Origin of the sequence: Thermoactinomyces sp. FSL K6-2592 (assembly GCF_038006465.1) — a bacterium.
GTDB lineage: Bacteria > Bacillota > Bacilli > Thermoactinomycetales > Thermoactinomycetaceae > Thermoactinomyces > Thermoactinomyces vulgaris.
In genome coordinates this window covers 1,604,496-1,617,518 of record NZ_JBBOVH010000001.1, presented here as the reverse complement: position 1 = coordinate 1,617,518, position 13,023 = coordinate 1,604,496, and the positions used below count along the sequence as shown (strand labels likewise).

The window sequence follows — 13,023 nt, the reverse complement described above, 5'->3', positions numbered from 1 at the left end:
CATGAAGATTCGAGTCATCGTAGCCGGAGCAAGCGGAAGAATGGGACGGGAAGTTGTGAAGATGTTAACAAAAACCGAAGACTTGGAACTGGTCGGAGCCACATCCCGAACCCACGCGGGAAAGGATGTCGGAGAAGTGATTGGAATCGGGCCGTTGGGGGTCTCCTTTGTTTCCTCCACACTCGAAGCCATCAGTAAAACCCGGGCGGATGTATTGGTGGACTTTACGACACCGGAAGTGGTGAAAGAAAATATGGAACTCGCCATGGAGGCGGGCGTTCGTCCGGTGGTGGGAACCAGCGGGTTGTCTGAATCGGATATAAAATCCCTCCGGGAAATGAGTGAACAAACCGGGGTGGGTGCGATCATTGCTCCCAATTTTGCCATTGGTGCTGTATTGATGATGGTTTTTGCGCAAAAAGCGGCGAAATATTTACCCCATGTGGAAATTGTGGAATCCCATCATGACCGGAAACTGGACGCCCCCTCGGGAACGGCGGTCAAAACAGCCGAGATGATTCAGAGAAGCCGGGTTGAATTAAAACAAGGACATCCGGAAGAAAAAGAGTTGCTCGAAGGGGCCCGGGGCGCTTATGTCGGCGGTTTCCGGATTCACAGTGTCCGGTTGCCCGGATTGGTCGCTCACCAGGAAGTGATGTTTGGCGGCGATGGGCAATTGCTGACGGTAAGGCATGACTCTTTCGACCGGGAATCGTTCATGCCGGGCGTGAAATTGGCGATTGAAAAAGTGATGACGTTGGACAAGCTGGTCTACGGTTTGGAAAATATCTTGGAGTTGTGATCAAAGGAGAATGGAACCGTGCCTCATCCGATGAATCATTTTGTAATCCTGGATGGTTTTACTCCGCTTGAACCGTTGCCTCGTCTCGCAGAGCACTTGGGGTTGAAAAGTTTATGGATCAAACGGGATGATTTGACGGGACTGATGTTTGGGGGAAATAAACTCAGGAAATTGGAATATTTGATCGGGGATGCTTTGGCCAAGGGGTGTGATCTGGTGATCACCGGAGGCAGCCCCCAATCCAATCATGCCCGGCTGACGGCTGCGGTTGCCAATAAGGCCGGCATGGAGACATGGTTATGTTTTGCCGGTCGCCATATGGGGATGCGGCAAGGAAACTTGCTGCTGAATCATATTATGGGAGCGACCATGTTCACAACAGGGGTTTATGGATCAAAAAATTTGTATCAGGCGATGAAAGAGAAAGCGGCCGAAGCGGAAAAAGAAGGGAAAAAACCTTACACCATTCCGGTCGGCGGATCGACTCCGGTCGGAGATTACGGCTACCTTCGCGCTTGGAGAGAGCTGGAGGAACAGCGGGAAAAGAAACAGCTTCCTCCTTTTGATGAAATTTATGTGGCAGCCGGTTCCGGCGGGACGATTGCCGGATTGCTGGCCGGGATTCATTTATATCCGCAAAAAACGAAATTGATGGGAATCAGCGTTTGGGAATCGAAAGAGACTTTATATCAAGAGATTCGGAATTTCACTTCCCAATTGTTGTCATGGGTGGGTCATGACCAGTCGGTTTCCATGGATGCTTTGAAATTGTTTGATCAATACATCGGGAAAAAATACGGGGTCCCGTCCAAAGACGGCAATGAAGCCATTCGTCTGCTTGCGCGTTTGGAAGGCATCATGGCCGATCCGGTTTATACGGGAAAAGCCCTGTCGGGATTGATTGACCGGTCCCGGAAGGGGCTGTTAAAGGATAAACACGTGTTATTTTGGCACACCGGCGGAACTCCGGCTGTCTTTACCCACGCTTCTTCCCTTTCACAGGATGAAGCGTGATTTCAAGCACCAAACCAAGCAGGGAACTTATAAAAAATGAGACAGGAAAAGAGGGTGTGAAGTGAATACTACAACCGTTGATATTTTAGCATTTGGCGCTCATCCTGATGATATTGAAATCGGGGCGGGCGCCTTGGTGGCAAAACATACAAAAAACGGCTATTCTGTTGCTTTTTGTCATTTGACGGATGCCGAGCTTTCTTCCAACGGGACGGTGGAGCTTCGCAAACAAGAAGCGAAGAAAGCCGAGGCGATCCTGGGAGTGGAAAAAAGCATTTATCTGGGCTTCCCGGACCGGGGGCTGACCGGCAGCAAGGAACAATTGTCAAAAATGACGCAGGTGATCCGCAAGCTCCGTCCCCGTGTGGTGCTCGCCCCCTATTGGAAAGACCGGCATCCGGATCACGTTCAGTGCAGCAAAATGGTCACAGAAGCGGTGTTTGACGCAGCCATCCGGAAGAAAGAAACGCCTGGCGGCGAGGGAGCCCATCGTGTGGAGCAAGTTTATTATTATTTTATTAATCACATGGGTGAAGCGGATGTGGTTGTGGACGTTTCGGATGTTTACGAGTTAAAAAAGCAAGCCTTGCTTGCCTACCGCAGCCAGTTTTCCCCCGGGGAAGGACAGGTTCAAACCCCGCTGAACCAGCCCGCATATTTGGCTATGATTCAAGGCCGGGATCAGTTATGGGGGCAACAAATCGGTGCACGCTATGGGGAAGGATTGGTGAGTCCTCATCCGGTAAAAAAAGATTTTCTTTAAAGATGAAGGAGGATTTGGATGCGAATCGGGATTACTTGTTATCCGTCACACGGGGGATCTGGCGTGGTAGCCACCGAACTGGGCAAACTATTGGCCGAAAAAGGGCATGATATTCACTTTATTACATATGACATGCCTTTCCGGTTGGGAAACTTTCACCAAAATATCCGGTATCACGGGGTTGAGGCCAACCGGTATGCGGTTTTTAAGTATCCGCCCTATGATTTGTCGCTCGCCAGCCGGATGGCACAAGTGGCGAAAACATATGATTTGGACTTGCTTCATGTTCATTATGCCGTCCCGCATGCCATAGCCGCCGTGTTGGCCAAACAAATGGTGGGGGAAAATTTGAAGGTCGTCACCACCCTGCACGGAACCGACATCACCGTGTTGGGGGAAGATCCATCGCTGAGGGACATTATTTGTTTCGGAATCCGGCAGAGTGATGCGGTGACGGCGGTATCGGAGGATCTTGCCAAACAAACGAAATCCCTTTTTTGTCAGGATTACGAAAAGAGGATTGACTGCATTTACAACTTTGTTGATACAAGGGTGTATTATCCGCGGGATGTTTCCGACCTTCGGAAAAAGTATGTGGATCCGGATGAAAAGCTGTTGCTTCACATCTCCAATTTTCGTCCCGTCAAAAGGCCGATGGATGTGATTGAGATCTTCCGCAAGGTGAGTGAATCCGTGCCGGCCCGGTTGTTGATGGTGGGCGAAGGACCCGAACTTCCACGGGTGATTGATCAGGTGAAACAATGGGGGATGGAAGACAGGGTCATCTTTTTGGGAAAACAGGATGAAGTGTCCCGGCTGATATCCCTGGCCGATTTGGTGCTTCTTCCCTCTGCCAAGGAAAGTTTTGGTCTGGTGATTCTGGAGGCCATGGCTTGCGGGGTTCCGGCCGTTGCATCTGATGCGGGAGGAATCCCGGAGGTTGTTGAACACGGGAAAACCGGTTTTTTGTCCCCGGTAGGCGCGGTGGATGAAATGGCTGGTTATGCCGTTCAATTGTTGCAGGATCCCGAGATGCATGATTCGTTTGCAAAAGCGGGCCTGCAAAGAGCAAGAACGGTGTTCAGCGGGATGAAGATCGTTGAACAATATGAAGAAATTTATCGTCGGGTGATTAACGGGTGAGTTGGTGATCTTCCATGGACCATCGAAAAATGGCGGCGCTTCATGTGATGGAGAAACTGGAACAAGCGGGTTATCAAGCTTATTTGGTTGGCGGATGCGTCAGGGACGAATGCTTGGGAAAGATTCCCCAAGATTATGATGTGACGACTGATGCCCGGCCTGAACAAGTGATGGAGATCTTTGAAAAAGTGATCCCGACCGGAATCCGGCATGGAACGGTGATGGTGGTGGAACAGAAAGTCCCGGTTGAGGTGACAACGTTCCGAACCGATGGAAAATATTCTAATCACCGGCAACCGGAAAAAGTGGAGTTTGTGCAATCGTTGAAGGAGGATTTGAAACGCCGGGACTTTACGATGAATGCCATGGCCAAGGACCGAAACGGCCGCATCATCGACTACTTTGGCGGGCGGAAAGATCTGGATGAAGGAATCATACGCACGGTGGGCGATCCGTCGGAACGTTTTCAGGAAGATGCACTCCGGATGCTGAGGGCGATTCGCTTTGCCAACCAATTCCGGTTTGTTTTGGATCCGGCGACAGAAGAAGGCATCTGCCGGCACCGGGACAAGGGAAGCTATTTGTCGGTCGAAAGGGTGACTTCGGAACTCAACAAAATGTTTGATGCCGATACCGTGTCTCAAGGATTCCGTCTTCTGTTTCTAACACGCCTGATCCATTTCCTCCCTCCTTTTCGCCGGTGGGATCTCCCGGATGAGGCGGTGAAGGCAACGCCACGGATTGATCAGATGAAAAGCCGGACGGTGAGATGGGCGTATCTGCTCCATTTATGCGGCACCCGCCGGGATCAGTTGGCAGAACGGCTCCGCCAGTTAAAGCTTTCCAAAAAGGAGAATAAAGAAATATCGGCTTGTTTTTCGCTGGCTTCCCAGTGGAAAGATCCGGTTGATTCCATGAGCCGGGAAGACTGGTGCCGTCTCTTGCTGGCAGAAGGGCCGGAGATTGTGGCCAACGCGGCAAATCTGGCCAAACTGACCGGCCCCGACACACAGCGGATTCCTTCTGATTCACAGCTTGTACAGTGGTGGAACGGCCTGAAGATTCATCAAGCCCGGGAGTTGAAGGTAAGCGGCCGGGATTTCGTCCGGCACTGCGGATGGGAAAAAGGCCCGTGGATTGGTAAAGTCCTGCAGGTTCTTTTGGAACAAGTGGCACTTGGAAAACTTCCCAATGAGAAAGAAATTTTGCTGAAGGAAGGGTGTAAAATTGGAGCGCTCCATCAGAAATGAAATTGTTCGCTTATTCGTCGAGAATCCGGACGAATCCTTGTCAGGTGAAGAACTGAGCCGCCGGATCGGATGCAGTCGCGCAGCCGTTTGGAAACAGATTGAAGAGCTGAGGAAACAAGGCTATGAAATTGAGGCCAAACCCCGACAAGGCTACCGGTTAAGGTACCGCCCCGACCGGGTTGCTCCCGAAGAGATTTATCCCCATTTGCAGACGGAGCGGTTGGGGTGTGAAATCCGATATGTCGAATCCACGCCTTCCACGCAAAACATTGCTCATCAATGGGCAAAAGACGGGGCTCCCGAAGGGGCCGTCGTAATCGCGGAGGAACAGGTGAACGGGCGTGGAAGGATGGGAAAAGCCTGGCATTCTCCACCAAGGTCGGGGATCTGGATGAGCCTGATTTTGCGACCTCCCATTTCGCTGGCGGAGGCGTCCCAATTAACCCTGCTGGCGTCGGTGGGGGTTCAGGAAGCCATCTCAAAAGAAACGAATTTGCCGACAAAAATAAAATGGCCCAATGATATCTTGGTGCAAGGAAAAAAAGTGTGCGGGATTTTGACGGAAATCCGTGGGGAACAGGACCGGATACACTATGTCATCATGGGGATTGGAATGAATGTCAACACGGAAGCCAAAGATTTTCCGGAAGAGCTGGTGAATGTCGGAACGTCGCTTGCCATGGAGACCGGTCGCAAAATCCACCGCGCCTCTTTGGTGGCGGCATTGTTAAAAGAACTGGAACAAACGTATTTCCTTTATTTGCAAAAAGGTTTTTCCCCCATTCGCAAAAAATGGGAAGAAAAAGCGGGGATGCTGGGGCAAGTGATCACGGCCCGTTCCACGCAAAGCACCATCACCGGTTTGGCGGAACACTTGAATGAACAAGGGGCATTGTTGATCCGGACTTCTTCCGGTGTTGTTCCGGTTTATTCCGCGGAGATCGAATGGCAATAAAAATGGAATGTCGGACAGACGAGGTTTTTTCTCGTTCTTGTCCGATTTTTATTTTTTGACATAAAATATCCATAATGTTTGTCTATTATATTTATTAATAATATACTTTATATTATAATATATCTAAATAGTACGACAACGTACTGTTTGGAGGGGGGAGCGTTTGGCGGAAATCAAAGGGCAGGAATTATCGCCGATCGACCATTTTTTTCAAACGGAAGTGTGTCTCAAAGAGCAGCAGGCGCGGATTTTGTCGGCAGCTGCGAAAGCGCTTTCGAAACGGGGTTATGTTGCCACGACGGTGAGTGACATTGTCGCATTGGCTCATGCATCCAAATCCACCTTTTACAAGCATTATCCCAATAAAAAAGCGGTGTTGAGCCATCTTTTCGATCTGGTTTCAGGCGCAGTGGTCCGGCGCGTGGAAAAGAAATTGCGTGATTATCCCCCGACAACGGCAAAACGGACTTATCAGGCGATCAGGGAATATATCGGGATGTGTCTGACATATCAGGAGCTGGCCAAGCTGCTTTTGATCGATACCATCGGATTTGTCCCGGAGTTGCAGGAAAAACGTGAAGAGATGATGCGATTTTTTGCTGGTATTTTCCAAAGGGAATTAATGATGCTTAAAACAGAAAATGAGAAATGGATTATCTCCAATGCCATGGTGGGGGCGATTCATCAAGTGGTGATCCAATCTCTGTTGTCAGATAAACAGCCGGACGTGGATCACATCGCAACCATTTTGGAAAAAATGCTGAGCAAGATTTTGCGGGAAGAATCGGGAAAGGGGGTGTAAAAGGGTTGCAGAAAAAGCGGGTGGTTTCCGGCTTGATTGCAGCTGTGATCCTTGCCGGGGGAGGTTGGGCCGCCGCCACCAAAGTCCCGTGGTCCGAGATATCGTTTGAAGACTTTGATTTAAGTGGAACCCTTGCCAAAATCCATGAAAGAACAGAGCAACTCGGCAATGTAAATCAAGGGATCATTCAGGGGATCCGAAAGCTGGAAGAGCAATCGGGAAAAACAAAAGAAGTGAATCAAAAGTTGGCCCGGGTGGGAGAGTTGGCCGGCGCCCAGGTGGAACAGCTGAATCAAATCCGGGTGGTTACCGGCCAGCAAGTCCCGTTGAGCCAAAACTTGCACAGTCTCAGCCAGCGGTTGGCCAAGCAGATGGACACCATTTCCAAAAGCGGGGGAAAACAGGCAACGCAAGCGGGCCAATTGAAGAAAATCACGGAACAAACCGAGGCCAATCTGAATGAAGTCTTGCAGCAAAATGAGTTATTGGAGAAAAAGTTGGGACAAGCTGCCGAGATGGCCGAACAAGTGAAAAACTCTCTGCCTTAAAGGAGGGAGAAAATGCTGAGGATTATTCAAGTGCTCGGGATCTTGTGCCTGACGGCTTTGTTGATCAACGGTGTCACCATGACCCAACAGATGAAAAAGATCCAGAGCAGCTTGGACAAAAATTTGAAAGCGGTTCAACAATTGAATCAGGTGCAGGGAAACATCATTCAAAAGAATGAGGAATTAACCCGGATGACTCAAACGCTGGATCAATTGGACGGTGATTTGAACGGAACCATCCAACAAACGGGAAAAACGTTAGATTCTTTGTCTGAAGTGGTCCATTACATCAGTGGAAGTTTGGATTTGAACCGTCAAACTTACCAATCTTCCATCAACACCGGCAAAGAGATCGAAAAAGTGAATCAAACGCTGGCAGAGATGGAACCGCATTTGAAAAAGTTGGATCAATTATTGGGCCAATTATCCAAAGCGACGCAAAAAGATCAGGAGCATATGAAGCGGTTGAATGAGTCGACGGAATCCTTAAACGGGAAAATTCCGGGAGTGAAATGAGCATGAGTAAATCATCATTGGGTTTATCCGCATTAACTTGTGTTTTGCTGATTGTGCTTGCCGGAAACACTTGGCTGCAATTGGGGCTTCAGGACCGCATTGCCAGCGATTCCAAAAAACTGAAAGAAACGCTGGATCAATCGGCGGCAAAGTCTGAGCAAATGAATAAACAATTGGAAACGATTGCTGTCATCAAGCAAAAAACAAATCAGTTGCAACATAAAATCACGAAAATTCAAAACAACACAGGGGAATTGGAGGGGGAGTTGATCCAATTAGATCAAGTGGTGGCGTCGATTGCGGATCATGTTGAATGGATCGGAAAAGAGACCAATGCCACCACGGCCGGCTTAAACGGGATCAAGACATCTCTTGCCAACAGTGCCGGGTATTTGCAGTCCATGGCAGAAAGCAATCAGAAAATCCGCCAGTCACTTGCCAATATGGTATCGACACAAAAAGAAATCAACAAAAATTTGGAAGAAATGAATGACAAGACGGATTTCATCCCTCCGCTCAGGGGGAAAGAACAATGAAAAAATCATGGAACCGGCACCATGTGAAGACAGGATTGATCGGACTTTTGTTGGTTCTTTTGAGCATGCCGTTTTTAAGCGGGTTCAGCGACCATGTATTGCTTACTTCGTTATCCAAGTATAACATTTTTCAAATCACCAAAGATCTGGTGGGATTGACAGACCGCATGATTGATGAGACCGAAGCTTTGGAGGATCAGGTCAAACAAGCGGGGCAGTCTTTGGGGGTGTTGGATCGGCAATTGACATTGGCGGATCAACAAATCCGGATCAACCAAGGCATCCGTTCGGAGCTTGAATCGCAATTGCAGGGAAATATATCCGCCCGCGACAAGATGGAGGAAATCTTGATCCGGCAAAAGGAAACCTCCGCCTTGACGGGGCAAGTTTCCGCAAGAACAAACGAAATATCCGGACAGATGGAGCAAGTGATCGGGGATTTGGGCAATGTTGCAGCCGTCACCGGAGACATCGGGAAAAACAGTCAGCAACTTCACCCGCTGATGGATGATTTGATGGTGGAATTAAACAAATCGTATGACAATTTGCGTTTCATCCGGCGGATTGTTGAATGGCTGGATGATCTCAAAAGAAAGATCGGCCTGAGTGGTTCCGGATCCGGTCAGACGACAGGGGGGGAGTCACATGAGGATACCATGGCTGATCGCTAATGCGGTATTGTTGATCTTATTTGGAGCCGGTACCTATCAACAAATTGTAAACCAAAAAAATACGAACCTGGTGATGGAAGAAGTTTACCAAAATATTTCCCGCTCCAGAGCGTTGACAGAACAGACAAACCGGCATTTGGCCCCGCTTTCACAAACGGCCGCCGTGATGCAAGAGATGAATCAACAATTGTCGGATACGAAAAAGCGCCTGAATCATATGAATGAGAAAATCGGGCGGGTGAATGCCAGTGAACAAAAGATTATCACCGGCTTGGATGAATTGAACGAATATACCAAAAATGTATATGAAGGATTAGGGGAAATTTCCTCTCAAAACAAAGAAATCAAGCAGTTGAGCCAAACCATTTCCGAACAGTCAAACCGTGAGAATCGAAGTTTATTGGACTTATCCAAACTTACTCGTCAATCGATTCAAGAATTAAATCAATTAAATAAAAAACTGGCATGGCTTGGTTTATTGCCTTGATCACGAAGGAGTTTCCGGCATGTTTTTCAGTATGCTATATTTGGTGGATATTTTTGGAACCGTGGGTTGTGCAGCGATGGCAATCTATGCTGTCATCCGGCAGCGTCCGATGATTCAGTGGTTGTGGAGGCTGATTTTCATCAACCTGATTTATCTTGCAATAACTGGAATCAGTTTGTTGTTTTAACCACAAAGGACCCGGATTCCTATTAAAATCCGGGTTTTTTTATGGTTATATAAGAAACATTCATTTCAAATATTATTGAAAGGGTTTACTTGTTTAGTTAAATTTGCTTTAATGATAATGTTATTTTTGGCTTCATAAAACCGAAAGGAATGAAGAACGCGATGATGGACTATATAGGCATCATAGGTATCTTTATCGTGATGGGAGTGGCATGGTTGTTTTCAGAAAACAAAAAAGCAATCAACTACAAAGCCATCGGTATTATGTTGGTTCTTCAGGTGATTGTGACCTGGGGGATGTTGAGCACTCAGATCGGGGCCATCATCATTAACGGCGTTTCTGCCGGGATTTTAAAGCTGGTCGATTTTGCCCATGCCGGGATCGACTTTGTGGTGGGCGGATTAAAGCCGGAAGGTGTGGATACAGTCTTTGTCATTGATGTGTTGTTGCCCATTGTTTTCTTCTCGGCATTTATGGCCGTTCTGACTTGGATCGGGATTTTGCCCTGGGTGATCCGGGTTGTGGGGGCTGTGGTTTCCAAAATCACCGGGCTTCCGAAATTGGAAAGTTTTAATGCTGTCAGCTCCATCTTTTTTGGACAAAGTGAAGCGTTGCTGGCGATCCGCACCCATCTGGACGGGTTGAAACGCGAGCGGCTGTATATGCTTTGTGCCTCTGCGATGGGATCGGTCAGTTCGACGATTATCGGAGCGTACATGACCATCTTGCCTCCGACCTATGTGCTGGTGGCATTGCCGCTCAATATGTTCAGTGCCCTGATTATCGCCTGCATCTTGTTGCCGGTGCATGTGGAAAGCGAAAAAGATGTGATTAAAATTTCCAACGACCGGCGCCGCGGGTTGTTTGAAGTGATCGGGGAAGGGGCATCCGATGGTGTGAAACTGGTGGCCATCATTTCCGGGATGTTGATCGCATTTATCGCGCTGATGGAAGGAATCAACTTTGTGACCACCAACTTGACCGGATTGACCTTGCCAAACATTTTGGGGTATATCCTGATGCCGTTTGCCGTGATTTCCGGTGTTCCGGTGTCTGAAGCGGTGACGGCCGGCGGCGTGATGGGAACCAAAATCATTTTGAATGAATTCGTCGCCATGCTCCAGTTCCAGGATATGATTCCGAAATTAAGCGAAAAGACGGTTGCCGTGGTGTCCACTTATTTGGTGAGTTTTGCCAACTTCAGTTCCATTGGCATCATTGCCGGAACCTTTAAAGCGATCTCTGAAAAACAAATGCCGGTGGTGGCCGGTTTCGGCTTGAAATTATTGTTCGGCGCATCCTTGGCCAGCTTCCTGACGGCGGCAATGACCGGATTGTTTATTTAAAACGGAAAACCTTGCCCAGCGGATTTTTTCGCTGGGTTTTTTCATGAAAATATTGCATTCCGGAGGAAGATCCGATACGTTAAAAGAGATAGGCAACATCTGTGAAAGAGTTGCACTGTCGTTTTCCTGTTTTTTCAAAAGGTGAATATTGGAGTTTATGAATCTGCTTCGAGCCATTGGGACGGGGACAGAAAGGTAACGGATACCTGCGCCTTTTTTCGTCTCGGATGGGTGACGATAAAAGGCGTTTTTTTCTCTCGCCCAAGGGCCCAAATTTGGGAGGGAGTTTGATGACGGGAAAAAAAGTGACCAAGCGAACGTTGCTCGGCATGAAGCAAAAGCAAGAGCCGATCGCCATGATTACAGCCTATGATTATCCTTCTGCGCGCCTGGCGGAGGAAGCGGGAGCCGATATTTTGCTGGTGGGCGATTCTTTGGGAATGGTGGTTTTGGGCTATGATTCGACCATCCCCGTGACGCTGGATGACATGTTGCATCATACCAAAGCGGTGACCCGGGGAGCCAAAAAAGCAATGGTCATTGCCGATCTGCCGTTTGCAACCGCCCATCTGCCGGAAGGGGAAGTGTTGAAAAGCGCAGCCCGCCTGATGCAGGAAGGACTGGCTTACGGGGTGAAAATGGAAGGCGGCATCGAAATTGTTGACAAGGTCAATAATTTAACTATGGCAGGGATTCCCGTGATGGGGCATCTCGGTTTGACCCCCCAATCCGTGAATCAATTGGGCGGGTATGTGATCCAGGGAAAAGATTTGCCTGCGGCGAGACGTTTGCTTGATGCGGCGCAACGGTTGGAAGAAGCCGGAGCATTTGCAATCGTGTTGGAATGTGTTACGGAAGAATTGGCGGAACTGGTGACCAAAAAGGTGGGGATTCCGGTGATCGGGATCGGTGCAGGACGCCATTGCGACGGCCAGGTTTTGGTGTATCATGATTTGTTGGCCATGGCCGGCGACTTCCGGCCATCCTTCGTCAAGGTTTATCAAGATGCCGGGGAAGTCATCCGGAAAGGGATTGCAGCTTATGTGCAAGAGGTGAAAGAGAGAAGCTTCCCGGCGGAGAACCATGTCACTCACTTAAAAGATGAACTGATTCATGAGTTATATGGATCCAGTGGAGGAGAAACGAACCAATGAAAATCATCCAAACGGTCGCTGAAATGCGAAAGGAATTAAAAAAGCAAACCGGATCGATCGGCTTTGTGCCGACCATGGGCTTTTTGCATCAAGGCCATCTCAGTCTGGCGGAACGGGCAAGGAAGGAAAACGATGTGGTGGTCCTGTCCATTTTTGTCAACCCTTTGCAGTTTGGCCCCAATGAAGACTATGACCGGTATCCGCGGGATCTCGACCGGGATGCCGAACTGGCTGAAAAAGCCGGAGTGGACTTCATTTTTCATCCGGATGTCAAGGAAATGTACCCGGAGACACCGCTGACGCAAGTGAATGTGAAACAAATGACGGAACGGTTATGCGGAAAGAGCCGGCCCGGTCATTTTGCAGGCGTGGCCACAGTGGTCAGCAAGCTGTTTCATATCATTCAGCCGGACCGTGCTTATTTCGGTTTGAAAGATGCCCAGCAAGTGGCCGTGATCGAACAAATGGTCCGGGATCTCCATTTTCCGGTTACGATTGTCCCTTGTCCGATCGTCCGTGAAGAAGACGGCCTGGCCATGAGTTCGCGAAACGTTTATCTCTCTCTGGAGGAAAGAGAACAAGCGCTGGTGATTTCCCAATCCTTACAGCAAGCCAAAGAGCGGGTGGAAAAAGGCGAACTGGTGGAAGCCCGCGATGCCATCCGGTTTATTACGGAACAAATTGAAACCCGGCCGCTGGCACGCATCGAATATGTGGAAGCGGTGAGTTATCCGAAATTGGAACCGGTGGAACGGTTGGACCGCCCGCCGGTCTTGGTGGCGGTGGCCGTTCACTTTGGAAAGACGCGTTTGATCGATAATTTTTTGTATGAAGGAAAGGGGGAGTGAA

Annotated in this window: 16 protein-coding genes; all 16 read left to right on the top strand. The window is 48.9% G+C overall.

The genetic code is table 11. The annotated features are described in order from the left end of the window. Window position 1: 1 nt before the first annotated feature. The 16 genes from dapB to panC all read left to right on the top strand — a co-directional run bounded on the left by dapB (window position 2) and on the right by panC (window position 13,022). Window positions 2-802 (top strand): 4-hydroxy-tetrahydrodipicolinate reductase, encoded by an 801-nt coding sequence (dapB, locus tag NYE37_RS08455; protein WP_049720010.1) that lies wholly within the window; start codon window positions 2-4, stop codon window positions 800-802. An 18-nt stretch (window positions 803-820) separates the two neighbouring features. Continuing rightward, entirely contained in the window at window positions 821-1,816 is a 996-nt protein-coding gene (locus tag NYE37_RS08450; protein ID WP_049720011.1) for a 1-aminocyclopropane-1-carboxylate deaminase/D-cysteine desulfhydrase, read from the top strand. Between the two features lie 61 nt (window positions 1,817-1,877). After that, window positions 1,878-2,579, top strand: a complete 702-nt coding sequence (gene bshB1 / locus NYE37_RS08445; RefSeq protein WP_037995464.1) for a bacillithiol biosynthesis deacetylase BshB1 — start codon at window positions 1,878-1,880, stop codon at window positions 2,577-2,579. A gap of 18 nt (window positions 2,580-2,597) precedes the next feature. Then, window positions 2,598-3,722 carry an N-acetyl-alpha-D-glucosaminyl L-malate synthase BshA gene (gene bshA / locus NYE37_RS08440; protein ID WP_049720012.1) on the top strand — a complete coding sequence of 375 codons (1,125 nt, stop codon included), beginning with the start codon at window positions 2,598-2,600 and terminating at the stop codon, window positions 3,720-3,722. A gap of 14 nt (window positions 3,723-3,736) precedes the next feature. Beyond that, the gene (locus NYE37_RS08435; protein ID WP_049720013.1) at window positions 3,737-4,972 is read left to right on the top strand and encodes a CCA tRNA nucleotidyltransferase; all 1,236 of its coding nucleotides are present in this window, start codon (window positions 3,737-3,739) and stop codon (window positions 4,970-4,972) included. Further along, window positions 4,950-5,927: a biotin--[acetyl-CoA-carboxylase] ligase gene (locus tag NYE37_RS08430; protein WP_198050631.1), complete on the top strand. Its 978-nt coding sequence runs from the start codon at window positions 4,950-4,952 to the stop codon at window positions 5,925-5,927. Before NYE37_RS08435 ends, NYE37_RS08430 begins: the two co-directional genes overlap by 23 nt. A gap of 163 nt (window positions 5,928-6,090) precedes the next feature. After that, window positions 6,091-6,729 carry a TetR/AcrR family transcriptional regulator gene (locus tag NYE37_RS08425; protein ID WP_198050632.1) on the top strand — a complete coding sequence of 213 codons (639 nt, stop codon included), beginning with the start codon at window positions 6,091-6,093 and terminating at the stop codon, window positions 6,727-6,729. A gap of 5 nt (window positions 6,730-6,734) precedes the next feature. Then, window positions 6,735-7,277: a hypothetical protein gene (locus NYE37_RS08420; protein ID WP_049720045.1), complete on the top strand. Its 543-nt coding sequence runs from the start codon at window positions 6,735-6,737 to the stop codon at window positions 7,275-7,277. Window positions 7,278-7,289: 12 nt separating this feature from the next. Next, complete coding sequence (locus tag NYE37_RS08415; protein ID WP_198050633.1) at window positions 7,290-7,793, top strand: hypothetical protein; 504 nt, start codon at window positions 7,290-7,292, stop codon at window positions 7,791-7,793. A 2-nt stretch (window positions 7,794-7,795) separates the two neighbouring features. Beyond that, window positions 7,796-8,329, top strand: coding sequence for a hypothetical protein (locus tag NYE37_RS08410; RefSeq protein ID WP_037995452.1), 534 nt, complete (start codon window positions 7,796-7,798; stop codon window positions 8,327-8,329). Then, a complete protein-coding gene (locus NYE37_RS08405) occupies window positions 8,326-9,000 on the top strand; it encodes a hypothetical protein (protein WP_049720047.1) in 675 nt (224 codons plus the stop codon). Before NYE37_RS08410 ends, NYE37_RS08405 begins: the two co-directional genes overlap by 4 nt. Then, window positions 8,975-9,487, top strand: a complete 513-nt coding sequence (locus NYE37_RS08400; RefSeq protein WP_049720048.1) for a hypothetical protein — start codon at window positions 8,975-8,977, stop codon at window positions 9,485-9,487. Before NYE37_RS08405 ends, NYE37_RS08400 begins: the two co-directional genes overlap by 26 nt. Before the next feature lie 19 nt (window positions 9,488-9,506). Further along, window positions 9,507-9,674: a hypothetical protein gene (locus tag NYE37_RS08395; RefSeq protein WP_165489747.1), complete on the top strand. Its 168-nt coding sequence runs from the start codon at window positions 9,507-9,509 to the stop codon at window positions 9,672-9,674. Window positions 9,675-9,835: 161 nt separating this feature from the next. Beyond that, window positions 9,836-11,020, top strand: a complete 1,185-nt coding sequence (locus tag NYE37_RS08390; protein ID WP_049720049.1) for a NupC/NupG family nucleoside CNT transporter — start codon at window positions 9,836-9,838, stop codon at window positions 11,018-11,020. A 290-nt stretch (window positions 11,021-11,310) separates the two neighbouring features. Beyond that, window positions 11,311-12,174: a 3-methyl-2-oxobutanoate hydroxymethyltransferase gene (panB, locus tag NYE37_RS08385; RefSeq protein WP_049720050.1), complete on the top strand. Its 864-nt coding sequence runs from the start codon at window positions 11,311-11,313 to the stop codon at window positions 12,172-12,174. Beyond that, complete coding sequence (gene panC, locus NYE37_RS08380) at window positions 12,171-13,022, top strand: pantoate--beta-alanine ligase (RefSeq protein WP_049720051.1); 852 nt, start codon at window positions 12,171-12,173, stop codon at window positions 13,020-13,022. Before panB ends, panC begins: the two co-directional genes overlap by 4 nt. The last annotated feature ends 1 nt before the right edge of the window (window position 13,023 follow it).

Bases quoted from the DNA above. Each gene is read 5' to 3' on its own strand.
- dapB (WP_049720010.1), top strand. From the start codon at position 2: ATGAAGATTCGAGTCATCGTAGCCGGAGCAAGCGGAAGAATGGGACGG.
- bshA (WP_049720012.1), top strand. From the start codon at position 2,598: ATGCGAATCGGGATTACTTGTTATCCGTCACACGGGGGATCTGGCGTG.
- NYE37_RS08435 (WP_049720013.1), top strand. From the start codon at position 3,737: ATGGACCATCGAAAAATGGCGGCGCTTCATGTGATGGAGAAACTGGAA.
- NYE37_RS08415 (WP_198050633.1), top strand. From the start codon at position 7,290: ATGCTGAGGATTATTCAAGTGCTCGGGATCTTGTGCCTGACGGCTTTG.
- NYE37_RS08410 (WP_037995452.1), top strand. From the start codon at position 7,796: ATGAGTAAATCATCATTGGGTTTATCCGCATTAACTTGTGTTTTGCTG.
- NYE37_RS08405 (WP_049720047.1), top strand. From the start codon at position 8,326: ATGAAAAAATCATGGAACCGGCACCATGTGAAGACAGGATTGATCGGA.
- NYE37_RS08400 (WP_049720048.1), top strand. From the start codon at position 8,975: ATGAGGATACCATGGCTGATCGCTAATGCGGTATTGTTGATCTTATTT.
- NYE37_RS08395 (WP_165489747.1), top strand. From the start codon at position 9,507: ATGTTTTTCAGTATGCTATATTTGGTGGATATTTTTGGAACCGTGGGT.
- NYE37_RS08390 (WP_049720049.1), top strand. From the start codon at position 9,836: ATGATGGACTATATAGGCATCATAGGTATCTTTATCGTGATGGGAGTG.
- panB (WP_049720050.1), top strand. From the start codon at position 11,311: ATGACGGGAAAAAAAGTGACCAAGCGAACGTTGCTCGGCATGAAGCAA.
- panC (WP_049720051.1), top strand. From the start codon at position 12,171: ATGAAAATCATCCAAACGGTCGCTGAAATGCGAAAGGAATTAAAAAAG.